The sequence below is a fragment of the Halostella litorea genome (genome assembly GCF_004785955.1).
GTDB lineage: Archaea > Halobacteriota > Halobacteria > Halobacteriales > Natronoarchaeaceae > Halostella > Halostella litorea.
Map to the genome: position 1 here is coordinate 308,032 of NZ_SJER01000004.1, position 22,484 is coordinate 330,515.

Consider the following 22,484-nt stretch of genomic DNA (forward strand, 5'->3'; position numbering starts at 1 on the left):
TCCCATCCGGAGAATGTCAGCAACGTTTCCAGCGTTAGCAGCGTTACTCATCGGTGTGGCAGTCGTCGTACTGTTCCTCGTCGTGTGGGACCTCCCCGCGTTCGTTGGGCTGGTGCTCTCGGCGTTCATCGTCGGCACCGTGAACGCCTACTTCCTCCCGGAGGTCGCGTTCGGGAGCATCCCGAGCCAGGTCGCCGCCGCGTTCGGGGAGAACATGGCCGGGATCGGTATCCCGATCCTGATGGCCGCCATCATCGGAAAGTCGATGACCGAGTCGGGGGCGGCAAACCGCATCGTCCGGTCGTTCCAGGCGGTCCTCTCCGACGAGAACGCCGACTTCGCCCTTTGGGGGAGCAGCACGATCCTCTCCATCCCGGTGTTCTTCGACAACGTGTTCTACCTGATGGCCCCGCTCGCCCGCTCGATGCGCGCACGAATCGGGGGCAACTACGCCCTCTACATCGCCGTCGTCGGCGGCGGCGGGACCGCCGCACACGCGTTCGTGCCGCCGACGCCCGGTCCCCTTGCCGTCGCACAGGAGTTGGGTGCCGGCGAGTCCATCCTCGGGATGACGATCGTCGTCGGCCTCGCGGTCGCGATCCCGTCCGCGCTCGTCGCCGGCGTCGGCTACGGCCGGTTCATCAACAAGCGCATGGAGATCCCGCTCCGGGACTCGATGGGGACGACCGCCGAGGACTTGGAGCGGCAGGCCCAGAAGTCCGCGGGGAACCTGCCGGGGTTCTTCGAGTCGCTGCTGCCGGTCCTCGTCGCCGTCCTGTTCATCGCCTCCGGTACGTTCGTGGACACCTTCGAGGGGACGTACCCGACGCTGGAGCGCTTCCAATCGGTCACGAACTTCGTCGGCGACGCGAACTTCGCGCTGACGATCGCGGCCATGGTCGCCGCGCTGACGTACCTCCGCATGGACGACTTCCCGCGGCAGGTCTGGCAGGACGAACTCACCGAGGCGCTGCAAAACGGCGGTAACATCGCCGCCATCACGGCCGCCGGCGGCGCGTTCGGCGCGATGCTGGCCGCCTCCAACATCGGCGGCGTCATCGCGGACGCGCTGAGCGACGTCGGTATCGGGCTGCTCGTCACCGCGTGGCTCATCGCCGCCATCGTCCGCATCGCCCAGGGGTCGGCGACCGTCGCGATGATCACGACCGGCGGCATCATGGCCCCGCTTGTCCCCGATCTCGCGGTCCACCCGGCCTACCTCGTCGTCGCCATCGGCGCGGGCGGCATCACCACGTCGTGGTACAACGACTCCGGCTTCTGGATCGTCAAGGAGATCGGCGGCCTCACGCAGGCCGAGACGTTCAAGGCCTGGACCGCGGTCACGTCGATCCTCTCGGTCGTCGCGCTGTTTATCATCCTGCTGTACTCGACGCTGTTCCCGCTCGCGTAGCGCGAGAGCGGCGTTTCCGTCCGCGGTGTATCGTTTTCCGCACGCCAACGTCCCGAGTCAGAATCGTCCGGTATGCGTCACTTCTTCCGTCACTCCGTCTCGCTTGAGAAACCTGCGGACGGCCGGCCCTAGTCCAGCGTGACCGTCGTCCCCGACGCCGCCGATTCGTGGAGGGCTTCGAGGACGCGCATGTCGTAGCGGCCGTGTTCCCCGTCCGCGTAGATCGGCTCGCCCGAGAGCACGCGGTCGGCGAAGTAGTCGAACTCCTCGGTCATCTCGTTGACGTCGTCCGCCGACGCCGAGAACTCCCGGTCGCCGGTTTCGAGCGAGAGCGCACACTCCATGTGGAACGCCGGCGAGAGCGTGAGTTGCCCCTCGGTCCCCGTGATCGTCAGTTCGGTGTCCTCGTAGGCGTTCTGCGTCGCGGTGAACGCCGCGTGGACGCCGTCGTCGTAGACGGCGGTGGCCGTCGAGCGCTCGTCAGGGACGTCCGCGAAGGCGTCGTGGGTCGACGCCATCTGGGCCTGCACCGAGACCGGGTCCGAGTCGAGGACGAACCGCGTCGTGTTGATCGGATAGATGCCCAGGTCCATCATCGACGTCCCGTAGCCGGTCGCGTCCGGGTCGAGCCGCCACTGGTCCGGGTCGTCGATGATCGAGAGCAGCGACTGCGAGTTGTTCCCGTATACCTGAACCGGCTCGCCGATGGCCCCGCTCTGGACCAGTTCGCGCGCTCGCCGCACCGCCGGCTCCGTATGCATCCGGTAGGCGACCATCAGCGGGATCCCGCCGTCGTCGGCCGCCTCGACCATCCGGTCGGCGCGCTCGACGCTCGCCTCCATCGGCTTCTCGCAGAGCACGGCCTTGCCGAGGTCGGCGGCCGTCTCGACGTATTCGAGGTGGTAGGCGTTGGGCGTCGCGACGTAGACGGCGTCGTACTCGTCGCTCGCCTCGCCGTCGTGGTACTCCGCGCCGGAGATTGCGTGGGGTACGTCGGCCTCGTCCGCGAACCGCTCCGCTTTCTCCCGCGAGCGGCTCACGAGCACCGTCGCCTCGCAGAGGTCCGTGTCCCGGATCGCGGGGATGGCCTCGTCGATGGTCCACCAGCCGAGCCCGACGAGCGCGAGCCTGAGCGTTCCCTCCGTCGTCCCCTGCCAGTCCCGTTCCGTGAACGAGTCGACCGTTTCTGGGATACCCATACCACGCCTTCGGCGGGGAAGTGTCATAAATGGTCATGCCTCGACGCTGGTTTCGACGAACGTCGTATAAAGAATTATGTGTCCGTCGAACACACCGACCCGTATGCGCTGGAAGTGCCCACGGTGTTCCGGTAGCGTGAAGCGTAGAAACGGCTCGCTCGTCTGTGATACCTGTGGCCACGCGCCCAGACACGGCGCGGACTGACCGCTCGCCGAGCAGTCGGTCCGGGTCGGTGCGGTGCGCGCGGTCGAACCATGAGGGTCCGGGGTCGTCGGTGTCCCGCCTGCCGACACGGGCGGGTCGGGTGGCCGTCGGCTACAGCTGTTCGACGGGGTTCACCAGCGTCCCGACGTTCTCGATCTCGATGTTGACGACGTCGCCCTCCTCCAGGGTGAAGCCGTCCGGCGGGATGATCGACGTCCCGGTCAGGAGCGCGGTCGACTCGGGGACGTAGTTGTAGCGGCGGAAGAACTCCGCCAGTTCGTCGCAGGTCCGGACCATCTCGCTCGTCGACGTCGACTCCGTGAACGCGACGTCGCCGTCGCGCTCGATGGTGAGCGTCATCTCGACGTCGTGGGGGTCGCCGATGGTCTCCTCGGTGACGATGCAGGGCCCGATCGCGCAGCTCTTGTCGTAGATCTTGCTCTGCGGGAGGTAGAGGAGGTTCTCGCGTTCGATCTCGCGGCTACAGACGTCGTTGCCGACGGTGTAACCGACGATCTCCCCGTCGTGGAGCACCATCGTGAACTCGGGTTCCGGCACGTCCCAGTCGGAGTCCCCGCGGATGCCGACGGCGTCGTCCGGGCCGACCGTCCGCGTCGGCGTCGCCTTGAAGTACACCTCGGGGCGGTCGCCCTCGTACGCGCCAAGGTACGCCTCCTCCAGGCCGCCTTCCCCCTCGCGGGACTCCTGACTGATGGCGTACGTGACGCCCGCGCCCCACACCTCGTCGGGGTCGAAGGGCCGGATCAGGTTGTCACGGACCGTCTCACGGTCGATATCCGGCGCGTCCGCGAGGTGGCGGCGCGCGACGTCGTCGACGTTCTGGTCCGTCAGCGACGCGGCGTCGGCGAGTTGCATAAACGAACTCGGCCCGGGCTCCGTCGCCGTCAGGTCGTACGTGCCCTCCCCGTCCTCCGCAATGAGCGACACAGTTTCGTCTCTCTGTATGCGGTAGTATCGCATATCCCCACGTGTACTACCGACCGGTAAATATCTTTGTGTTTCGGCTGAATCTAAGCGTCCGGTGATGCCGGACGGCGATCCTGCTGAGATTTACGAACATATGGTTGTAAACTAACCCTGAGAGGGGATCGATCCCGATGGTCCCGTCGGGGCCCGTTCCGGCGATGGCGGAAACGAGGCAGCCCGCCGGTGACCCGAACTAGTTGGACGAGGATTCGTAGGATGTCGGGTCGATAGTACCGTCGCGCCGACGCGCTGACCCGCCGACAGGCTCGGCTACCGAGTCGGAACGAACGCGGGTCGGGACGCGGCCGAACGAACCGCGGGCGATGCACCCGCGCGGAAAAGGTGGGACCTGCAGTCTGCGGTTACCGCCTGTCGACTTCGCGTTTCTCCCAGTCCTTCTCGAAGAGGTTGATGGTGTGGACCTTGTCCTCGGTGTAGGCGTGTTCCTCGATGACGTCGTGGTTGAGTTCGATGCCGTAGCCCGGCCCCTCGGGCAGCTGGACGTAGCCGTCCTCGACCTCCAGCGGATCGACGAGCAGGTCGTCGACCCAGTCGACGTCGTACGTCTGGAACATCTCCTGGATCCGGAAGTTCGGGACCGAGGTACAGAAGTGGGAGTAGATCGCTCCCGCGACCGGCCCCTGCGGGTTGTGCGGGGCGATGTCGACGTGGTCGGCCTCCGCGAGCCCGGCGATCTTCTTCCCCTCGGTGATCCCGCCGGTGTTCATCAGGTCGGGCTGGAGGACGTCGACGTCCGTCCGCGTGACCAGCTCGTAGAACTCGTGTTTGGTCATGTGGCGCTCGCCGGTCGCGACCGGGATCGGCGACTTGGCCGCGACCTCACGCAGGCTGTTGATCGAGTCCGGCGGGCACGGCTCCTCGTACCAGGTGGGGTCGAACTCGTCGAGCTTCCGCGCGATGTCGACCGCCTGTCCGGCCGAGAACCGGCCGTGACACTCGATGAGCAGGTCGACGTCGGGGCCGACGGCCTCGCGGACCGCGCGGACGATGTCGACCGCGTGGTTGACGTCCTTCTTCGGCATCGACTGCCAGGCGGTGCCGAACGGGTCGAACTTCATCGCGTCGTAGCCGTCGTCGACGACGCGTTCGGCGGCCTCGGCGAACCCCTCGGGCTCTCCCTGGGTGTCCGTGTACCAGCCGTTCGCGTACGCGCGGAGTTCGTCGCCGTGGACGGAGCCGCCGAGCAGCTCGTACACCGGCTTGTCCAGCAGCTTCCCCTTGATGTCCCAGCAGGCCATGTCGACGGCCGAGCAGACGGTGGTGTTGATGACGTTCTTCGAGAACCACTCGTCGCGGTACATCTCCAGCCAGATCTGCTCCGTGTCGAAGGGGTCCTTCCCGACGAAGAAGTCGGACATCTCATCGAGCGCCTTCGCGACGGTGCGTGGCTTGTCGTGTGTCGTCGCCTCGGCGATCCCGGTCACCCCGGCGTCCGTCTCGAGTTCGACGAACACCCACGGCTTCCACGGGTTGGCGACGAGATAGGTCTCGACGCCGGTGATACTTACATCTGACATTGCGTTCCATCCCTCACGCAGGTCCGTATTAAATATATTCATGTGACACCGCCCCCCGCTGGCGCTATCACAGTCGGTTTCTTTCCGCCATCGGCGGAACGCCTATATGCTCCCGTGCTAACAGCACCTGTATGGCAACACAGGACGCGCCGGTCGGGTCGGTTCAGACGACGGTGACGATCATCCAGGCGCTCCGCGACCTGGAGAGCACCGGCGTCTCCGAGCTCGCCGACCACCTCGACCTCCCGACGAGCACGGTGTTCGACCACCTCCGGACGCTGGAGACCAACGGGTTCGTAGTCAGCGACGGCGACGGCTACCGGATCGGCACCCGCTTCCTGGAGATCGGGGGGTACGCCCGGAAGCAGGATCCGGTGTACAAGGTGGCCGAGCCGGAGATCCAGAAGGTCGCACACCAGACCGGCGAGCACGCGAACCTCGTTATCGAGGAGTTCGGTAAGGGGGTGTTCTACGCCAAGGCCGAGGGCGAGGACGCGTTCCAGCTCGACACCCACGTCGGCAAGCAGGTCCACCTCTCGACGACGTCGGCGGGCAAGGCGATCCTGGCCGAGTTCACGGACGAGGAGATCCACGCGATTCTCGACGAGCACGGCCTGCCGGAGATCACCGAGCACACGATCACCGACCGCGACCGCCTCTTCGAGGAGATAGCGGAGTGCCGCGAGCGCGGGTTCGCCACCGACGACGAGGAGCGCATCCCGGGCGTGCGCTGTGTCGGCGCGGCGATCACCGACGACGACGGCGACGTGCTCGGCGCGGTCAGCGTCTCCGGCCCGAAAAGCGGCATGCAGGACGAGCGGTTCCACGACGCGATCCCCGACCTCGTGCTCCGGACCGCGAACGTCATCGAGGTCAACATGAAGTACCGGTGACCGTCCGCAGGAGCCACACACTACCCCTCCCGACGCGCCCGCTCACGCCTCCCGCCACGCCGGCCGGCCGTCCTTCGTCGTCCGCGCCACGTCGCCGCGCTCGACGCGGGCCGCGAGATGCCCCGACAGCGGGTACGCCAGGTCGACGTCCAGGCCGTAGCTCCCCCGGCGTTCCACCACGCCGTCAATCGCCTCACGGAGCGTGATCGGGCCGTCCTCCGCGACGAGGTCAAGCGCCAGCGCGTCCAGTTCCGACGCGAAGGCGAGCGACTCGTCGAGGAACGACTCGACGGCGGCCCCCTCGAAGGGCTCGTAGTGAGTCAGCGACAGCGTGTCGAGCGACAGCGCGCGCAGCAACTCGACCGTGTTCTCGTACTCGGGGCACAGGTAGTACGGCGGCGGCTGGATGTACTCGCCGTCGACGGTGAACACGCCCCGGCCGAACGCCGGGTCGCCCCCCACCACGACGTCGTACTCCGGGTCGTAGACCACGAGGTGTCCGCGTGTGTGCCCGGGCGTATGGAGCAGTTCGACGTCGCGGTCGGCGAGGGCGATCCGTTCCCCGCCGCGGAGGCCGATGTCGATCCGATCGTCCGGGCCCATCATCTCCCGAAGCCACTCGCGCGTCTCGTCGTCGTACGCGACGCCGTGGTCGTCGGCGAACATGCCGTAGCGCTCGCGCATGATGGCGTCGACGCTCTCCATCAGGGCGACGTCGGCCTCGTGTGCGGCGAGCGTGACCCCGGGCGCGTGGTCCCGGAGCGTCCGGTTTCCGCCGTGGTGGTCGGCGTCGGCGTGCGTGACGACGGCCAGGGACACGTCCGACAGATCCCATCCCTCGCTGTCGAGGTACGGTTCGTACACCGTCGTCGGCGCGTCGACGACGCCCGGGTCGACCAGGACCGGCCCGTCGGCCCCGTCGAGCACGTGGTAGCCGTGGCGTTTCCCGTCGATGACCGTCTCGACGCGGGTGATTCCGGGCGCTATCGTCGTGGCTTCCGGTTCTCGCATCGCGGTCGGGACGTTTCCGGCCTACCTACTAAAACGTTCAGCCGGCCGACCCGTTGGGACGCCGCTCAGTACGCCGCGTCGAGGATGGCCTCGTCGAGGTCGTCGAACCGGTCGAGGTAGGCCAGCCGTTCCTCGCGGAGCGCCGCCCGCGCGGACTCGAAGTCGTCGACGCGGTCAGGCACGTCGTACGCGTCGACGTCGATGCCCGGCACGTCGGTCGGCACCGTCAGCCCGAGCGCCGGGTCGGTCTCCCACTCGATGCTCCCCCGGGCGACGCCTTCGAGGATGGCGACGGTCTCCTCGACGCCCACGTCGAGGGGGTCGTCCGTGCCGACGACGCCCGTGTTGATGACGTAACACTCGACGTCGAGTTCGGCGATGAGGTCGCGGAACCGGTTGCCCTCCGCGCCCTCGGAGCCGACGATGAAGGGGTTCGTGCCGACGACGCGGATCGCCTCCCCGGCCCGCGAGGGGTCGCCGGCGCTCGTCTCGACCGACTCGCCGAGCATGAACGCGACCGCCGCCTGCTCGCTGTCGAGACGGGCGATCGGCGGCATCAGCGGGTTGCGCGTGATGAAAAACACCTGGTCGACGTCGGGCAGGTCGACGTCGTCGGACGCGCTCGCCAGCACCTCTCGGCGGACGACCGCCCGCGCGTTGCGGCCATGGCGCGGCTCGTCGAAGTGGACGGTGCCGTCGTCGTCGACGGCGACGTTCTCAAGCACCGCGCTCCCGTCGGTGGCCGCCCCGTGCAGTTGCGGCTGTTCGTCGGCCTCCAGCCCGATGGTCTTGATGTACAGGCCGCCGCCCTCGCTGCCGGCGACCGTCCCGGAGGGCAGGAGCGCACAGACGTCGTCCTGGATCATCTCCACGCCCTCGGGGTCGTCCAGTCGGAGGCCGTGGCTGGTCAGCGTCGACTTCCCCGTCCCGGAGAGGCCGAGGAACAACTGGCCCACTTCGCGGCGGCCGTCCCCGTCGTCTAGGGTGACCCGTTTGCTGCCGGCGTGGAGGCCCAGCCCGCCCCGCTGTTTCGCACGGAGCATGAACAGCCGGAGGAACGACTTCTTGGCCTCCCCCGTGTAGTCGCTGCCCAGCACCGTCGTCAGGCCAGCGTCGGGGAGCACCCGAATGACCGGCTCCTCCCTCGCGTCGGGAAGCTGGACCGTGACGAAGTCCGGTTCGCCGCCGTCCGACGGTTCGAGGAGCTTCGCCCACGCGAGGGCGATGCGGCCGTACTCCTTCGGGAGGTAGAGCCGGCAGACGTGGGAGGCGTCCGGGTGTCGCCCGACGACGCGGTCGACACAGACCACGTCGTTGTCCGGGTCCGACACCCAGTCTACGCCCGCCTCGAAGACCGAAAGGTCCGCCCCGTCGAAGGAGTCGTCGACGGCGTTCGCGGTCCGGTCGGCGCTCCGCGAGCGGTACTCGCTGGTGTAGGCCGGCGACCCGTACTCGGTCGTCGTCTCTAGCGGGGCCGAGAACTCCCGAAGCGCCTCCAGCGACGGGTTGTACGTGACGTGGTCGGCCGCCTCCGGGTCCGGATACGTGTCCGGCATCGGCCACTCAGTGGCGTCTGTCATTCTACGGGGTACTCGGCCGGATTGTTCCATAAGTGTGTTGATGTCGGGGTTTTCTCGAGCGAGATTAACTCACGATCGGGTATATCGTTTGGCGTTCATGGAGGTAGCCGTCTGCGTCTCGGGCGCGTCGGTTCGGGTCGTGCTTCAGAATCGTTGGAGGGGCCGAACTCTCCCCAGACCGGGTTTCGAGTAGCCGTAACTACCTCTCCAAAATATAGTATGTAAATGTTATACTTCTACCCGCAATTCATTACTAGTAGTTCGAATATCCGTCTCTGGTGGCTTGAGAAGGCAGTCCTACTTCGCCTAACCAGGGTACTGATCCTATAGAGAACTGACCGAAAAGCTTGATTTTTGCCCCTGTTTCTCTCGACTGCATCTGAAAATGCGGAAAATCTGACCGAAACCAGATCTTTGGACGGCTATTCCACGGGGAATTGCTAATTCCATCGAAACAAGTATTGGATAGATTTTGTAAACTCAAACATATTCAAATTCGTATATAACAACCGCGAGTTGAAACCCCACTCACCGGTAGCTGACGTCGACCCACACCTCCGTCCCGCTGTCGGGGTCGACGGCGGCCCGGACCTCCGGAACTAGCGAGTCGCGGACGCAGTCCCGCCAGACATCCATCTCCCGTTCGAGGTACTCCTCGACGGTCGCCTCGTCGACGTCGTCCCCGCCGTCGACGCGGGCGGCCCGCCGCGCGTCCTCACGGGTCGGGATCCGGACCGTCGTCCGTTCGGGGTCGTCGCCGCGGTAGTTCTCGACGAACAGTTCGGGCGGGAGGTCGAGGGGCGTCGCGCCCGCCGCCCGATCCGTCGCCTCGTCGTCGCTAATGGTCAGTTCCGCGCGCTTCTCGCCGTCGAGCGGCGGCGAGACGCGGAGCACGTGGCGACGCCCGACGGCGTCCTCGTCTCGGTTCCGCTCGAAGGCGGCGATGACGGCTTCGGGATCGACGACGACGGTTTCGATCCCCGCGGTCGCCGCGGCGTTCCGGTGTTCCATGCGAGTGCAGTCGGGCTACTCCCCCTTGATAGCTCCCCCCGGACGGTCGCCCGGCCGACGCGCCTTTCGTTACCTTACTGGGGTGTATCGGTCGGAAATTCCGCTCCCCGGATCTCGAAGCGCGCCCCGCCCGTCTCGCTCTCGGCGACCGTGACCTCCCAGCCGTGGGCTTTCGCGATCCGGGCGACGATAGAGAGCCCGTACCCCGTGCCGTCCTCGCGCGTCGAGTACCCGTGCTCGAACACGTCGCCCCGGGCCGGTTCGGGGATGCCCGGCCCGTCGTCCTCGATGAACAGCCCACCGTTCGGGAGCGGCCCGACGCGAACCGTGACGTCGCCGCCGCCGTGTTCGACCGCGTTGCGGAACACGTTGGCGAAGATGTCCCGCAACCTGCTCCGGTCGGCCTCGACCGTCCCGAGGCCGGGTTCGACGACCAGTTCCGCCCGACGCGTTTCGGCGGTCCGCCACGATTCGCGGACGCACGCTTCCACGTCGACGGGCTCGGTCGCGCCGATGGACTGGCCCTCCTTCGAGAGGGTCAACACGTCCTCGACGAGCGTGTCGATCCGGTCGAGCGCCTCGGCGGCCCGGTCTATCTCCGGAACGTCGTGTTCCTCCTGGGCCAGTTCCGTGTACCCCTGTGCGACCGAGAGCGGATTTCTGATGTCGTGTGCCAAAAGGTCCGCGAACTCGTCGAGGCGTTCCTTCTGGTCGTGGAGTTCGCTTTCCCGGCGGCGACGCTCCGTGATGTCCCGGATGATCCCGGTGAAGTATTGGTCGCCGCCGTGTTCGTGCTCCCGGAGGCTGATCAGCGTCGGCACCTCGTGGCCCTCCTTGTGCAGCGCCGGGAGCTCGATCCCGTCCCAGTCGATGTTTCGCTCGCCGGTTCGGACGTACGCTGCCAGCGCGTCTGCATGTGTCTGCCGGAGCCGCTCCGGGATGATCTTCATCTTCGAACTCCCGACCAGTTCGTCGGGCGCGTAGCCGAGAATGTCCTCGACGGCGGGGTTCGCGTAGACGATCCGGCTCTCCTCGTCGATCGTCAGCATCCCTTCCGCGGCGTTTTCCACGAGGGTTCGATAGAACCCCTCGTAGTCGTCCGGTAGCGATCCCGGATTCATCAGTTTACTATCAATACCACACGGGTTCGTCCAGTATAGCTTTGCTGGTACTACAGGGGGGACGGCGGGAAACGCGATAGCCGACGCGTTCAGACGGGTGCAAGGGGACTGCTCCCCCCGGAGTCCTCTAGCTCCGTCCCCTGGGCGTGGAGACGGGCGCTCCAGGTACTGGCTGCCGGTACTACCCGAGGTACGCGACGGCGTCGAGTTCGACGCGCACGTCGCCCGGGAGCCGAGCGACCTCGACGCAGACCCGCGCCGGGGGGTCACCCGGGAACCGCGCGCCGTAGGCCTCGTTGACGCGGTCGTAGTCGTCCATGTCGGCGACGTAGACGGTCACCTTCACGACGTCGCTCAGGCCGTCGCCGCCCGCCGCGGTCACCACCGCGGCCAGGTTGTCGAGCACGCGGTCGGTCTGTGCCTCGATGCTCCCTTCGACCTCCTCGCCCGTGTCGGGGTCGACCGGGCCGAAGCCGGAGACGTACAGCGTGTCGCCGGCGCGGACCCCCTGCGAGTAGGGGTTGTCGGTGCTCGGTGCGTCGTCCGTGCGGACGCGTTCGGTGTCGCTCATGTGTGGGATGTGGGGGTCTCAGGCACCGCTCCCGCCGTCGGTCGCGTGGGCGACGGCGTCGGCGATCACGTCGAGCGCGGTGTCGGCCAGTTCGCGCGTGAGCACGAGCGGCGGGAGCAGGCGGAGCACGTTGCCGTGGCGGCCGGCGGTCCAGACGAGGACGCCGTGCTCGAAGCAGTACTGCTGGATCGCGTCGACGGCGTCGCCGTCGGGCACGCCCTCGTCGTCGACGAACTCCGCGCCGATGAACAGCCCGCGGCCGCGCACTTCGCCGAGGCGGTCGGTCCCCTCGCCGATCTCCCGCAGGCGGTCGCGGATGTGGTCGCCGAGTTCGCGGGCGTGGGCGAGCAGGTCGTGCTCCTGGACGTACTCGATGGTGCGGGTGCCGGCCCGCATCGCGACGACGTGGCCGCGGTAGGTGCCGGCGTGGTCGCCCGACCCCCAGGTGTCCAGTTCCTCGCGGTACATCGTCGCGGACAGCGGGAAGCCGGTGCCGCCGAGCGCCTTCGCGGAGGTCATCACGTCCGGCGTGACGCCCTCCCAGTCGCAGGCCCACCACTCGCCGGTGCGGCCCATCCCGCTCTGGATCTCGTCGAACATCAGCGGGAGGTCGTTGTCGTCGGCGATGTCGCGCAGCCCCTGCAGGAACCCCTCCGGCGGCGTCACTACGCCGCCCTCGCCCTGGATCGGCTCGACGAAGATGCCCGCGGGATTGGCGAGGCCGCCGTACGGGTCCTCGACGATGGCCTTGACTTCCTCCAGCGCGTGTTCGACCGCGGCGTCCGACTCCTTCCCCTGCCGGAACGGGAAGGGGTACGGCGCGTGCACCACGTCGGGGAGCAGGGGGGTGTAGTCGTCCTTGAACCCCTTGTTCGACGTGACGCTCATCGCGCCGGAGGTCGCCCCGTGGTACGACCCGCGGAAGGCGATCAGCCCGTCGCCGCCGGTGTTGTACTTCGCGAGCTTGATCGAGGCCTCGACCGCGTCGCTGCCGGTCGGGCCGCCGAACACGACCCGGTTGTTGTCCCGCAGGCCCGCGGGCGCGATCTCGTTCAGCTTCTCGATGAGGTCGAGCCGGGCCTCGCTCGGGAAGTCGACCGTGTGAACCAGCTTGTCGGCCTGCTCGTGGACGGCCTCCAGCACGTACGGGTTCGCGTGGCCGACGTTCAGCACGCCGATGCCCGCGAACATGTCGATGTACGTGTTGCCGTCGGCGTCACGAACCGTCGCGCCCTTCCCCTCCTCGAACGCGACGGGGATGTCCTCGGGGTACGCGACCGCGCTGCTGTCTATCTCGCGCTGGCGCTGGAGCAGTTTCCGGGACTCGGGGCCGGGCACGCTCCCGACGTTCGGTGCGTCGTCGTAGTGTAGCTCCGTTATCGGCGGTCCTGCCGTCATACTCGACACCATGTGGAACGGTAATAAATAGTTTATCCACAGTATGTATGAGTGCAGTACACAGTAACTGATACACCGGCCGGTTCTTCGGTCGAACTCGGCTACGGGGGACGCGACGGCGCCCGTCCTTGCCACAGAGCGCGATACTCTTTTACCCCTCTCCGACTTCGCTGAAATTAGCCGACCTATGCCCTCCACCGTAACCCGCTCCGTCGCCGCCGGTACCGCACTGCTGGGCGCGTTCAGCCTCCTGACGGCGGTGCTGTTGTTCGCGACGGCTCCGGACGACCCGTCGGTCGCACGGCTCGCGGCGGGAATCGCGGTGACCCCCGCGGGGGTGTGCGCGCTCGCCGGCACGCTCGCACTCGTCGAATCAGCGGCCCTGTTGCTCGCGGGGCGTCGCCGGAACCCCGCCGAGCGCGCTGAGTGGCTTCTCGCCGGCGGTGCCGTCGCGGGCGGCCTCTCGGTCCTCCTGCTGGTCACCCCCCTCCTGCCGCGGGTTGTCGACGTGCCGACCCTCGGCCCCGAGTGGGGGCCCGGTGTGGGGATCGCACTCGTTCCAATCGGCGTCGTCTGCACCGCGGCCGGGGTCGCCGTCCGGCGATACGGGGGTCCACGGTCCGGGACTCCCACCTGAGATCCGTCGGTTCTCCCCGCGGATCAGCTCTCGGATCCGTCACCCACCGGTTCCGCGTCGCCGTCGGCGTAGACGATCCGCTCGACCGCCTTCCGCGCCGTGCCGTCGTCGACGTACCGGTAACAGGCGTCCGCGTCCTCGTCGCGCGTCCCCCTGTGGGAGCCGTCGCAGAACGGGTACTCGTCGGAGAGCCCGCACAGGCAGACGGCGATGTCGCCCTTTTCGGGGTCGATGTCCGACTCGTCGAGCTTCAGCGGGCCAGTCGCGTCGTGTTCCACTAGCCGTCCCATACGCGATCCTCTCGTAGGACGACAATGAGCTTTGTCCGCCAAACCCGACGCCGGGGATTCAGTCGGTCCGCAGGGTGTGACAGCTCCGGCAGCGCGCCTCGTAGGACTCCTCCGCGCCGACCAGGATCGTCGGGTCGTCGACGTGTGCGGGGTCGCCGTCGATGAGCCGCTGGTTGCGGGTCGCGGGCTCGCCACACTGGGTACAGATGGCCTGATACTTGTCGACGTACTCTGCGAGGGTGATGAGCCGCGGGAGCGGTTCGAACGGCTCCGCACGGAATGTCTGGTCGGTGCCGGACACGACCACGCGGCGGCCGTCGTCGGCGAGGCGCTCGCAGACGTCGACCAGTTCCGCAGAAAAGAAGTTCGCCTCGTCGATCGCGACGACCTGTTCGCCGTTGAGCCGGTCGGGGATCGTCCGGGCCTCCTCGCCGGGCTCGACCACCGTCGCGTCCCACTGGCGGCCGTTGTGGGTGCCGACCGTCTCGTCGCCGTAGCGGTCGTCCACCGCGGGCTTGAACGCCGCGACCTCCTGTCCGGCTATCTCGGCCCGCCGGAGCCGACGTAGGAGCTCCTCGGTCTTCCCGGAGAACATGCAGCCGGTGATGACCTCCACCCACCCGCTGTTCGTTATCTCGTGCATACCAACAGTGCGCTCAGGGAAGCCTCAAAACGGTTTGTAGTTCGTCGCGCGACCGGCCATCGCTGTCGGTCCCCACGGTGAACATGTGATCAGTTACCACACAAAGGTTAAGTGGCGGATGCCGCATTATGGATCCATGAATCGGGCTGTCGACCGACCTGCTCGCGCGTCGAGCCTCCCGTCCCGACTCGCCTCCGTCCAGACCTCCGTTTCGTCCTATTTTAAATTTTTCACATTTTTTACATTTAAACTGGCGTAGACTGCCACAGCGCGGGTGAACGCCCGCTCACAGGCAGAAAACGTCAGTCGTCGTCCTGCCCGGGAGCCCTCGCTTTGTGCTCCCGGCACGCCGGAGTCGACACCGAGCGCCCGACCGTACCCCACGACACCACACACCAATGAACGCCGACAACGAACAGGAGAACCGCGACGCACGACCGTCGTCGACGCCGAACGCGACGCCAGGCTCCGCTCCGTCCTCGGAGCGCGTAGTAAACCGATCGATCAGGGTACTGCTCGACTCGCACTCGCCCCACCGCTGTGACAACTGCGGCGAGTTGATACGCGAGGGAACCCAGTTCCGAAACGTCACGGTCCGCGAAGCCTCCGACGAACTCACCGACTACTCGTTCTGTACCGAGGAGTGCCTCTCCGCCACGAACGTGTAGCGAGTTTCCCCGGCCCGGAACCCTTACTTCCCGCTGCTCCGTACACCGTGTCGATGCCCCGTGACGACACACAGCGCCCGACGGGGGCTGTGAAGGATACGGCCGACCGCCCGGACGGCGACGCCGCGGCAGCCGAGGGCGACGCCGACCGTGTCGTCCTCTCGTTTCGCGCCCCGGACGGCGACGGGAGCGACGGCTGGTGGACCCCCGACGCAGAGTGGTTCCGGGAGGGCCTGACCGAACCGACCTACCGGCGGTATCTCCGCCGCGCCCACGCCGGTCCGGTGTCGCCCGGGGACGAGTGGTCGGAGTTCGTCAGTTGCGGCTGTGCGTCCCCCGCCGACGTGATCCTGCGGGTCGAGCGGGTCGACGGCGGCTCCGCTGTCGGGGCGGACACCGCGTTCGACGTCGTTCCCGCGGAATCCGTCGGCGAAGGCGGGCCCCTCGACGAGAGCCACTAGCCCGACGCGAACGCCCGAACGAGCGGCGGCGGCGGATCGGCCACGGCTCCACCCGTTCCGCCCGGAGGTACATTTAAGGGAAGACGCTGAAATTGTCGGATGTTATGTCATCCCAAGAGGTCAGCCTCGAAAGCACGGTGGGTGGATTCACGGCGAACGGCCGACTGCACACGCTCAGCGTCTGGTTCATCCTCGCGCTCCGGTTGATGATGGGGCTGGCGTTCCTCCAGAGCGGGGCCGACAAGGTGCTCTCCGGGAGTTTCAGCGCCGCCGGCTACCTCCAGAACTCGCCGCCGGCAAACGGCAGCCCGGTGGCGGACCTGTTCGTCTCGATGGGCGAGACGCCGTGGTTCGTCGACTTCGTCAACGTCGCCGTCCCGTGGGGTGAAGTCCTCATCGGCCTCGGCCTGATCGTCGGCTGTCTCACCCGACTGGCCGCGTTCTGGGGCGCGTTCATGATGCTGCTTTTCTACCTCGGGAACTGGGAGGTCAGCCACGGGTACATCAACGGCGACTTCGCGTACATGCTCGTGTTCCTGTCGGTCGCCGCCTTCGGTGCCGGCCGGATCCTCGGCCTTGACGCCTACATCGAACAGTACGACGTCGGCGGCGAGACGCTCATCGAACGGTACCCGTGGGCGCGGTACTTCCTGGGGTAGCCGTCGGATACCGTCCCGGTCGGACGGTCGGCCCGTCCGGACCGCGGGATGCCTGCCCGTGATTCATCCTTCAACGCGGAAGTTCGAACTCGAACCGCGCGCCGCCCTCCGCTCCCTCGGTCACGGACACGGTCCAGCCGTGGGCCTCCGCGATACGCTTGACGATGGTCAACCCGAACCCCGTGCCGTCGCTCGACGACGAGTGGCCCGGTTCGAACACCTCCTCGCGCCTGTCCACCGGGATACCCGGCCCGTCGTCCTCGACGTAGATCCCGCGTTCGCCGTCACGGCCGACGCGAACGGTCACGTCCGGGCCGCCGTGCTCCACGGCGTTGCGGAACAGGTTCTCGAACACGTGCTGTAACCGGTCGGGGTCGCCCCGGAACGTCAGGTCGTCGACTATCTCGATGCTCGCGCCGTCGGCGTCCACCGTCGCCCAGCACTTCCCGGCGAGGTCGGTCAAACTGACCGGTTCGGTGTCGCCTATCGTGTCGCCCTGCCGGGCGAGCGTCAGGGTGTCCTCGACGATCGCTTCCATGCGGTCGAGCGACTGAACGAGCGGGCCGATGTGCTCGCTCTCCGTCTCCGCCTTCAGGAGCGTCGCCCGGCCCTGAGCGACGTTGAGCGGGTTCCGCAGGTCGTGTGAGATGACGCTCGCGAACTCGTCGAGGCGGTCGTTCTGCCGGCGTAGCTCCCGCTCCCGCTCGACCCGCTCGGTCACGTTCCGGGTGATCCCAACGAGGCGGCTGACTTCGCCGTCGGTGACCACCGGCGCGAGGTTCGTCTGCCAGACCTTGGCCCCGTCGTCTATCCGTAGCTCCTCCTGGTACGAGATCGGTTCGCGGGCCCTGATACACCGGTGGTAGTTCGCTTCGAGTTCCGCACCGTCCGCCTCGCCGAACACCTCCCGGGGCGTCTTTCCGCGCACCGCCTCGGTCGTGATCCCGGTCTCGCGCTCGTAGGCGGGGTTGAGGCGTTCGAACTCGAACCTGACGCCGTCGTCGCGCTCCTCGACGTCGAGCAGGAAGATGGCGTCCTCCGCGCTGTTCAGCAACTCCTCGTACTCCCGGGCGAGCGCGCGGTGTTTCCGCTCGCGTTCCTTCCGGTCGGAGATGTCCCGGGTGCTGAGCAGGAGCCCGTCGATGACCTCGTCGTCGAGCCGGTTCCGCATCGTGGCCTCGACCCAGCGCCAGGTGCCGTCGGCGTGCCGAAACCGGACCTCGACGGTGCGGGGTTCCTCGGGGTTCGCTCGGACGGCTTCGACCGCCTCCGCGGTCCTGGCCCGGTCGTCGTGGTGGACCAACTCGTAGCCGGTGTGGCCGACCAGCTCTTCGGGGTCGTAGCCGAGAACCCGCGTGACAGCGGGGCTGACGTACGTCATCGTCCCGTCGACGTCGATGACCGTGGCGACGTCGTGTAGCTCCTCGACCAGCCGCCGATACATGCCCGCACGGTCCTCGCCCCCGTCCTTTGGGCTGTCTGTCCCTTTCATCGGTCGCAGCAGGTGGTGTTCGTTCGGGCTACCCGCCCGTAAACGGGTGGGATTCGGCGCGGACGTCCGATCGCGGCGATGTCCCCCGATCGGGCGTGTCGGCGGCCCTGGAACGACCCCTTTCCGACGCGGAGTTCCCGTGGCGTCGCAGGTCACCGGGGTTTCACCCGGCGAACACTGCCCGAAGGTTATTGCGGTCGAACGGTCTATCCCTCCGCATGGATTGGGGCCTCAGAATCCGGAAAGACGTCCCGTCGTGGGTGCTGAAAGTCGTCCTGCTCGTCGGCATTCTGTTGATCGCCGGCCTCCAGTATCTCGACGTCTTATAACCGCTGCTCGCCAGTCCCCTCGGCAGTGACGGGCTGACCACCGGTATTCATACGCGTACTGTCCATACGGGTCGGATATGAGTACATACTCGATCGTGGTGCCGTCGCTCATCGCGGTCGTGGTCCTGTTGCTGTTGAGTGCGTTCTTCTCCAGCAGCGAGTCGGCCATCTTCTCGCTGCCCGACGAACCCGAAGGGACTGCGTCCGAGGGCGGTTCCGGGGACCGCCGTGTACTCCAGCGACTCCGCGCGAACCCGCATCGGCTCCTCGTCACGCTGCTGGTCGGGAACAACCTCGTCAACGTCGCCATCACCAGCATCGTCACGCTCCTCGTCGCGCGGTTCGTTCCGCCCGGGTTGACCGTCGTGATAGCGACCCTCGGCGTGAGCGTTCTCGTCCTCGTCTTCGGGGAGATCGTCCCGAAATCCTACGGGCTCGCACACGCGGAGTCCTGGAGCCTCCGCGTCGCCCGTCCGATCTCGTACGTCGAACGCGCGCTGGGGCCGCTCGTCGCCGTGTTCGACGTCGTCACCCGGGGGCTGACCGCGCTCGTCGGGGGCGACAGCCACATCGAGAAACCGTACGTCGACGACTGAGCGCCCGTCCGGGGGTCGCGTATCTCAGCACCTATCGTAATGGCCGCTGTTTTCACTCGACGGGAATGGACGACGTATAGTAAGACCCCCCGCGCGGGAGTTGAAAACGTATGAGACGGGACATGACTCGGCGGGGCTTACTCGGCGCAGGGGGAGCGACGGTCGGACTCGGACTCGCCGGCTGTCTCGGATTCCGGAACGGGAGCCAGTCGGGCTTGGACGGAACCCTGGCGGTGACGAACGCCCAGCAGTTCAGATCGCCGGGGTGTAGCTGTTGTGGACGGTACGCGTCCTATCTCCGCGAGCACATCGACGGGACGCTCGACGAAACGGAAACAGACGACGTAGACGCGGTAAAACGCCGTCACGACGTTCCCGCGGAGCTACGGAGCTGTCACACGCTCGTCGTCGATTCGTACGTGGTCGAGGGACACGTCCCCGTCGAAGCACTCGCGACAATGCTGGATGAACAACCAGCGATCGACGGCATCGCACTGCCCGGGATGCCCGCTGGGTCGCCGGGGATGGGCGGGACAAAGTCCGAGCCGTTCACCGTCTACGGGTTCGGCGATGGGGAGCGCGGCGACGTGTACGCCGAAATTTGAACCACCCTGCCGCACCCCGCTGCCGACTGGTCGACGATCCGGGAGCCGGCCGCTTTCCCGTTTCCCGACCGACGCCGAGACCTTTCGAACCCGCCACATCGGCGGAACCGAGCTACTGGGACCGGACCCAGAAGTCGGTGATCGTGGCTTGGACGGATATCTTCCGGTCAGTCGGCCGGAGTTGGCCTGCCACTCGGCGTGAGTGCGTTTCACCCGTTCGCACACAGCGTTATTGGGGTCGATACCGAACGTCGAGTCACCAAGCGATCCCCGTTCCGGCGATCACACCTCGTGCCGTCGCCCCGTAGAACCGCGGCGACCGCCGGACCCGGGGACGCACAACCGAACTATGTCAGAGCTACCGACCCACGAAGTCCCGGACGAAGTCGACCCGAGCGACTGGGAACTCCGAATCACGGGCGAAGTCTCGACGCCGCTTTCCCTCGAACGAGAGGACTTGGCAGGCCTCCCGGATGCGATGCTCACGGATGACTTTGAATGTGCGGAAGGGTGGACAGCAACGGGTCTCTCCTGGTGTGGTGTTCGCGTCCATCACCTGCTCAAGCGGGCCAGCCCGACGGTCGACGAAGGGTACGTCCTCGTGCACGCGATGGACGGCGACTACGCGTGTGCGTTTCCGCTCGACCGCGTGAACGACGCCATGCTCGCGTTCGAACTCGACGGTGAGGCCCTCCCCCGCGAACACGGGGGACCGGCCCGACTCGTGCCGACCGCTGCCGGGTCGGACTGCTGGGAGAGCGTCAAGTGGGTCGCGGAACTGGAGGTCCGGCGCTCGGAACCGGTCGCCGGCGATACGGCCGAGGAGATAGCCCTCGGCAGGCTCGGGTGATCGAACGCATGACGACCTGGGACGAGCGCTTTCGGGAAGGCGAGTACCCGACGGCCCCGGACCCGTCGCCGGTACTGCGACGGTATCTCGACGCCTGTCCGGACGGGAGGGCACTCGACGTCGCCACGGGGACGGGTCGCAACGCCGTGTTCCTCGCGACGGAAGGATACGACGTCGACGGGGTCGACCAGTCGAAGGAGGGGCTGCGCATCGCGAGGGAGAACGCACGCGACCGGGGCGTCGCCGACCGGGCCAACTGGATCCAGGCGGACCTCACCGACTACGATTTCCCCCCGGAGACGTACGACCTCATCACGAACAGCTACTATCGTGCTGTCGACCGGTTTCCGGACATCAAGGAGGCGCTCAAGCCCGGGGGAATGCTCTTCGTCCAGCACCACCTCCGGACTGACGACCCCGTCGACGGCGGGCCGAGCGGGGACCGGTATCGATACGCCGCCAACGAACTCCTGCACGCCTGCCTGGACCTGACGGTGCTTCACTACGCCGAGCGAACCCAGGTCCGGGACGACCGTCGAGCCGCGATCGTGGAGATCGTCGCCCGAAACAGTTCGGGCCATCACCAGTCGTACCCTCGGATCGAGTGGGAGTGACCGCAGCGAATTCCTCGGCTCTCGGTTGTTCTGGCCGTCCGACGGTCGAGTACGCTACGGAGAACTGACACCGCCTACCGCAGGCGGTCGAGTTGCGATACCAACCGTCTCGGTGCTTCCCTTCATCCATGCCCTTATATACTACACGCTCACAAGAGTCCACGAGTAACCCTTGAAGAATACTCAGTGAACACCATGCCCAAAGTAACCGTAGAAATCCCCCAGGAACTCCTGGACGATATGGAGGAACACGTCGGTGACGACAAGAAGTTCGTCAACAGGTCCGACGCCATCAGAACGTCGATCAGGAAGACCCTCGATATCATGGACGATATCGACGCCCGACACGGCCGAATGAAGTCGGAAGGTCCGGGTGAGAAGTGAGTCCGATGATACGGAGTATTCAGCGGGCACCGACCGGTCGAGTCACGGGAAACGGCGTGACCCTCCAACCTACATGGCAACCCTAGAGAAACACTTCGAACTGGACGCGGGGCACAGGCTCAGCGAACACGAATTCGACTGCCAGAACCTCCACGGCCACCGGTACCGATTCGAGGTCGAAGTCGAGGGGTCGACGGACCCGGCGACCGGAATGGTCGTCGACTTCGCCAACGTGAAAGACCCCGTGATGGAAGCGTTCGACCACAACTTCGTCCTCAACGCCGACGACCCGATCCTCGCCGTGCGGGACGAACTCGAAGCCCAGCAGGAGAAGGAACTCCACCTACTCGATGGCGAACCGACGGCGGAGAACATCGCCGAGGAATCGCTTGACCTCATCGTCGACAGCCTCTCGGCGGACGAGCGCGACCGGATCGACCGACTCGAAGTCCGACTCTTCGAGACTCCGAACTCCAGCGTGACGACTGCGAGGCGGTTGGATGACGGATAGCGAATCCCGACGCCTGCCGGTCGCCGAACAGTTCGCGAGCGTTCAGGGGGAGGGTCGATACATGGGAACCCCGTCGATATTCCTGCGGACCGCCGGCTGTAACTTCCTCTGTGGCGGTTCCCGGGCGGCAGCGGACTACGAGGGAACGGAACACGCGGAGCGAACACAGGCTATGGCGGCTCGAATGGCCGACGGTGAAGCCACGTGGGTCTGCGATACCATCGCCGAATGGATGGACGGGTCCGAATACGGGGTAGCGGAACTCGTCGACCGGTGGTCACGGAACGGATTCCTGGACAGGATCGAACAGGGGAGTCACGTCGTTCTCACCGGCGGCGAACCGCTCCTCCACCAGGACAGCCTCGTCCGGTTCCTCGACCTCCTGGAGGCCGAGGGATACGACCCGTTCGTGGAGGTCGAGACGAACGCGTCCATCTTCCCCTCCGAGGCGTTCCGGTCGCACGTCGACCAGTACAACCTGAGCCCCAAACTCAGCAATTCGGGGATCGAGGAGTCGGTCCGATACGATCCGGACGTGATCGGGCGATACGTCTCGGAGTTCACGGACAGCCCACGGGGTACCCCGAACGCGGACTTCAAGTTCGTCGTCGGCACGAGTCGGGACTGGGACGAGATCGACTCCGACTTCGTGGACGCGTTCGACATCCCGAAAGAGCACATCTATCTCATGCCCGCCGGTGGCGACCAGGACCAGCTTATGATGACACGAACGGACGTCGCGAACCTCGCAGTCGAACAGTCAGTCAACTTCTCCGAGCGACTCCAGATCGTGATCTGGGACGAAGCTACGGGGGTATAA

At 66.6% G+C, this 22,484-nt stretch carries 25 protein-coding genes; 13 read left to right on the forward strand and 12 right to left on the reverse strand.

The window, feature by feature from the left end:
* Window positions 1-13 precede the first annotated feature (13 nt).
* Entirely contained in the window at window positions 14-1,411 is a 1,398-nt protein-coding gene (locus EYW40_RS14390; protein WP_135822348.1) for a GntP family permease, read from the forward strand.
* 128 nt (window positions 1,412-1,539) lie between these two features.
* Here EYW40_RS14390 and gfo6 read toward each other — a convergent pair whose 3' ends face one another.
* The 3 genes from gfo6 to EYW40_RS14405 form a co-directional block, all read right to left on the reverse strand.
* The gene (gene gfo6, locus EYW40_RS14395; protein ID WP_135822422.1) at window positions 1,540-2,604 is read right to left on the reverse strand and encodes a D-xylose 1-dehydrogenase Gfo6; all 1,065 of its coding nucleotides are present in this window, start codon (window positions 2,602-2,604) and stop codon (window positions 1,540-1,542) included.
* 322 nt (window positions 2,605-2,926) lie between these two features.
* Complete coding sequence (locus EYW40_RS14400) at window positions 2,927-3,796, reverse strand: fumarylacetoacetate hydrolase family protein (protein WP_135822349.1); 870 nt, start codon at window positions 3,794-3,796, stop codon at window positions 2,927-2,929.
* A gap of 368 nt (window positions 3,797-4,164) precedes the next feature.
* Entirely contained in the window at window positions 4,165-5,340 is a 1,176-nt protein-coding gene (locus EYW40_RS14405) for a mandelate racemase/muconate lactonizing enzyme family protein (protein WP_135822350.1), read from the reverse strand.
* 131 nt (window positions 5,341-5,471) lie between these two features.
* Here EYW40_RS14405 and EYW40_RS14410 point away from each other — a divergent pair, with 131 nt between their 5' ends.
* Complete coding sequence (locus EYW40_RS14410) at window positions 5,472-6,233, forward strand: IclR family transcriptional regulator (RefSeq protein ID WP_135822351.1); 762 nt, start codon at window positions 5,472-5,474, stop codon at window positions 6,231-6,233.
* Window positions 6,234-6,275: 42 nt separating this feature from the next.
* On the opposite strand, the gene EYW40_RS14415 is transcribed toward EYW40_RS14410, so the two are convergent.
* From EYW40_RS14415 to EYW40_RS14440, 6 genes are all read right to left on the reverse strand, one after another.
* The gene (locus EYW40_RS14415) at window positions 6,276-7,244 is read right to left on the reverse strand and encodes an MBL fold metallo-hydrolase (protein WP_135822352.1); all 969 of its coding nucleotides are present in this window, start codon (window positions 7,242-7,244) and stop codon (window positions 6,276-6,278) included.
* A gap of 65 nt (window positions 7,245-7,309) precedes the next feature.
* The gene (locus EYW40_RS14420; RefSeq protein WP_202614550.1) at window positions 7,310-8,824 is read right to left on the reverse strand and encodes a phosphoenolpyruvate carboxykinase (ATP); all 1,515 of its coding nucleotides are present in this window, start codon (window positions 8,822-8,824) and stop codon (window positions 7,310-7,312) included.
* Between the two features lie 528 nt (window positions 8,825-9,352).
* Entirely contained in the window at window positions 9,353-9,835 is a 483-nt protein-coding gene (locus tag EYW40_RS14425) for a DUF8009 family protein (RefSeq protein WP_135822353.1), read from the reverse strand.
* A 74-nt stretch (window positions 9,836-9,909) separates the two neighbouring features.
* On the reverse strand, window positions 9,910-10,956 hold the full coding sequence (locus EYW40_RS14430; protein WP_135822354.1) for a two-component system sensor histidine kinase NtrB: 1,047 nt from the start codon (window positions 10,954-10,956) through the stop codon (window positions 9,910-9,912).
* A gap of 181 nt (window positions 10,957-11,137) precedes the next feature.
* Window positions 11,138-11,527 (reverse strand): Rid family detoxifying hydrolase, encoded by a 390-nt coding sequence (locus EYW40_RS14435; protein WP_135822355.1) that lies wholly within the window; start codon window positions 11,525-11,527, stop codon window positions 11,138-11,140.
* An 18-nt stretch (window positions 11,528-11,545) separates the two neighbouring features.
* On the reverse strand, window positions 11,546-12,925 hold the full coding sequence (locus tag EYW40_RS14440; protein WP_135822356.1) for an aspartate aminotransferase family protein: 1,380 nt from the start codon (window positions 12,923-12,925) through the stop codon (window positions 11,546-11,548).
* Window positions 12,926-13,112: 187 nt separating this feature from the next.
* On the opposite strand from EYW40_RS14440, the gene EYW40_RS14445 reads away from it, so the two are divergent.
* Window positions 13,113-13,562, forward strand: coding sequence for a hypothetical protein (locus EYW40_RS14445; RefSeq protein WP_135822357.1), 450 nt, complete (start codon window positions 13,113-13,115; stop codon window positions 13,560-13,562).
* Between the two features lie 23 nt (window positions 13,563-13,585).
* On the opposite strand, the gene EYW40_RS14450 is transcribed toward EYW40_RS14445, so the two are convergent.
* Complete coding sequence (locus EYW40_RS14450) at window positions 13,586-13,852, reverse strand: CDGSH iron-sulfur domain-containing protein (RefSeq protein ID WP_135822358.1); 267 nt, start codon at window positions 13,850-13,852, stop codon at window positions 13,586-13,588.
* Window positions 13,853-13,910: 58 nt separating this feature from the next.
* Entirely contained in the window at window positions 13,911-14,495 is a 585-nt protein-coding gene (locus EYW40_RS14455; protein WP_135822359.1) for a thymidine kinase, read from the reverse strand.
* 398 nt (window positions 14,496-14,893) lie between these two features.
* Here EYW40_RS14455 and EYW40_RS14460 point away from each other — a divergent pair, with 398 nt between their 5' ends.
* The 3 genes from EYW40_RS14460 to EYW40_RS14470 all read left to right on the forward strand — a co-directional run bounded on the left by EYW40_RS14460 (window position 14,894) and on the right by EYW40_RS14470 (window position 16,283).
* Window positions 14,894-15,163: a DUF7576 family protein gene (locus EYW40_RS14460; RefSeq protein WP_135822360.1), complete on the forward strand. Its 270-nt coding sequence runs from the start codon at window positions 14,894-14,896 to the stop codon at window positions 15,161-15,163.
* Window positions 15,164-15,216: 53 nt separating this feature from the next.
* Window positions 15,217-15,624 carry a DUF7968 family protein gene (locus EYW40_RS14465; RefSeq protein WP_310732458.1) on the forward strand — a complete coding sequence of 136 codons (408 nt, stop codon included), beginning with the start codon at window positions 15,217-15,219 and terminating at the stop codon, window positions 15,622-15,624.
* 104 nt (window positions 15,625-15,728) lie between these two features.
* The gene (locus EYW40_RS14470; protein WP_135822361.1) at window positions 15,729-16,283 is read left to right on the forward strand and encodes a DoxX family protein; all 555 of its coding nucleotides are present in this window, start codon (window positions 15,729-15,731) and stop codon (window positions 16,281-16,283) included.
* Between the two features lie 70 nt (window positions 16,284-16,353).
* On the opposite strand, the gene EYW40_RS14475 is transcribed toward EYW40_RS14470, so the two are convergent.
* Window positions 16,354-17,775 (reverse strand): PAS domain S-box protein, encoded by a 1,422-nt coding sequence (locus EYW40_RS14475; protein WP_135822362.1) that lies wholly within the window; start codon window positions 17,773-17,775, stop codon window positions 16,354-16,356.
* Between the two features lie 406 nt (window positions 17,776-18,181).
* Here EYW40_RS14475 and EYW40_RS14480 point away from each other — a divergent pair, with 406 nt between their 5' ends.
* From EYW40_RS14480 to EYW40_RS14510, 7 genes are all read left to right on the forward strand, one after another.
* A complete protein-coding gene (locus tag EYW40_RS14480) occupies window positions 18,182-18,700 on the forward strand; it encodes a DUF21 domain-containing protein (protein WP_135822363.1) in 519 nt (172 codons plus the stop codon).
* A gap of 110 nt (window positions 18,701-18,810) precedes the next feature.
* The gene (locus tag EYW40_RS14485) at window positions 18,811-19,305 is read left to right on the forward strand and encodes a DUF411 domain-containing protein (RefSeq protein WP_135822364.1); all 495 of its coding nucleotides are present in this window, start codon (window positions 18,811-18,813) and stop codon (window positions 19,303-19,305) included.
* 349 nt (window positions 19,306-19,654) lie between these two features.
* Window positions 19,655-20,155 carry a molybdopterin-dependent oxidoreductase gene (locus tag EYW40_RS14490; RefSeq protein ID WP_135822365.1) on the forward strand — a complete coding sequence of 167 codons (501 nt, stop codon included), beginning with the start codon at window positions 19,655-19,657 and terminating at the stop codon, window positions 20,153-20,155.
* Window positions 20,156-20,163: 8 nt separating this feature from the next.
* Window positions 20,164-20,769: a class I SAM-dependent methyltransferase gene (locus EYW40_RS14495; protein ID WP_135822366.1), complete on the forward strand. Its 606-nt coding sequence runs from the start codon at window positions 20,164-20,166 to the stop codon at window positions 20,767-20,769.
* A gap of 195 nt (window positions 20,770-20,964) precedes the next feature.
* On the forward strand, window positions 20,965-21,153 hold the full coding sequence (locus EYW40_RS14500) for a ribbon-helix-helix domain-containing protein (protein WP_135822367.1): 189 nt from the start codon (window positions 20,965-20,967) through the stop codon (window positions 21,151-21,153).
* A 73-nt stretch (window positions 21,154-21,226) separates the two neighbouring features.
* The gene (locus EYW40_RS14505) at window positions 21,227-21,664 is read left to right on the forward strand and encodes a 6-pyruvoyl trahydropterin synthase family protein (protein ID WP_135822368.1); all 438 of its coding nucleotides are present in this window, start codon (window positions 21,227-21,229) and stop codon (window positions 21,662-21,664) included.
* Window positions 21,654-22,484, forward strand: a complete 831-nt coding sequence (locus EYW40_RS14510; protein WP_135822369.1) for a 7-carboxy-7-deazaguanine synthase QueE — start codon at window positions 21,654-21,656, stop codon at window positions 22,482-22,484. Before EYW40_RS14505 ends, EYW40_RS14510 begins: the two co-directional genes overlap by 11 nt.

Coding starts and splice junctions, on each gene's coding strand:
- EYW40_RS14390 (WP_135822348.1), top strand. CDS start 14: ATGTCAGCAACGTTTCCAGCGTTAGCAGCGTTACTCATCGGTGTGGCA.
- EYW40_RS14400 (WP_135822349.1), bottom strand. CDS start 3,796: ATGCGATACTACCGCATACAGAGAGACGAAACTGTGTCGCTCATTGCG.
- EYW40_RS14405 (WP_135822350.1), bottom strand. CDS start 5,340: ATGTCAGATGTAAGTATCACCGGCGTCGAGACCTATCTCGTCGCCAAC.
- EYW40_RS14410 (WP_135822351.1), top strand. CDS start 5,472: ATGGCAACACAGGACGCGCCGGTCGGGTCGGTTCAGACGACGGTGACG.
- EYW40_RS14415 (WP_135822352.1), bottom strand. CDS start 7,244: ATGCGAGAACCGGAAGCCACGACGATAGCGCCCGGAATCACCCGCGTC.
- EYW40_RS14420 (WP_202614550.1), bottom strand. CDS start 8,824: ATGACAGACGCCACTGAGTGGCCGATGCCGGACACGTATCCGGACCCG.
- EYW40_RS14425 (WP_135822353.1), bottom strand. CDS start 9,835: ATGGAACACCGGAACGCCGCGGCGACCGCGGGGATCGAAACCGTCGTC.
- EYW40_RS14430 (WP_135822354.1), bottom strand. CDS start 10,956: ATGAATCCGGGATCGCTACCGGACGACTACGAGGGGTTCTATCGAACC.
- EYW40_RS14435 (WP_135822355.1), bottom strand. CDS start 11,527: ATGAGCGACACCGAACGCGTCCGCACGGACGACGCACCGAGCACCGAC.
- EYW40_RS14440 (WP_135822356.1), bottom strand. CDS start 12,925: ATGACGGCAGGACCGCCGATAACGGAGCTACACTACGACGACGCACCG.
- EYW40_RS14445 (WP_135822357.1), top strand. CDS start 13,113: ATGCCCTCCACCGTAACCCGCTCCGTCGCCGCCGGTACCGCACTGCTG.
- EYW40_RS14450 (WP_135822358.1), bottom strand. CDS start 13,852: ATGGGACGGCTAGTGGAACACGACGCGACTGGCCCGCTGAAGCTCGAC.
- EYW40_RS14455 (WP_135822359.1), bottom strand. CDS start 14,495: ATGCACGAGATAACGAACAGCGGGTGGGTGGAGGTCATCACCGGCTGC.
- EYW40_RS14460 (WP_135822360.1), top strand. CDS start 14,894: ATGAACGCCGACAACGAACAGGAGAACCGCGACGCACGACCGTCGTCG.
- EYW40_RS14465 (WP_310732458.1), top strand. CDS start 15,217: ATGCCCCGTGACGACACACAGCGCCCGACGGGGGCTGTGAAGGATACG.
- EYW40_RS14470 (WP_135822361.1), top strand. CDS start 15,729: ATGTCATCCCAAGAGGTCAGCCTCGAAAGCACGGTGGGTGGATTCACG.
- EYW40_RS14475 (WP_135822362.1), bottom strand. CDS start 17,775: ATGAAAGGGACAGACAGCCCAAAGGACGGGGGCGAGGACCGTGCGGGC.
- EYW40_RS14480 (WP_135822363.1), top strand. CDS start 18,182: ATGAGTACATACTCGATCGTGGTGCCGTCGCTCATCGCGGTCGTGGTC.
- EYW40_RS14485 (WP_135822364.1), top strand. CDS start 18,811: ATGAGACGGGACATGACTCGGCGGGGCTTACTCGGCGCAGGGGGAGCG.
- EYW40_RS14490 (WP_135822365.1), top strand. CDS start 19,655: ATGTCAGAGCTACCGACCCACGAAGTCCCGGACGAAGTCGACCCGAGC.
- EYW40_RS14495 (WP_135822366.1), top strand. CDS start 20,164: ATGACGACCTGGGACGAGCGCTTTCGGGAAGGCGAGTACCCGACGGCC.
- EYW40_RS14500 (WP_135822367.1), top strand. CDS start 20,965: ATGCCCAAAGTAACCGTAGAAATCCCCCAGGAACTCCTGGACGATATG.
- EYW40_RS14505 (WP_135822368.1), top strand. CDS start 21,227: ATGGCAACCCTAGAGAAACACTTCGAACTGGACGCGGGGCACAGGCTC.
- EYW40_RS14510 (WP_135822369.1), top strand. CDS start 21,654: ATGACGGATAGCGAATCCCGACGCCTGCCGGTCGCCGAACAGTTCGCG.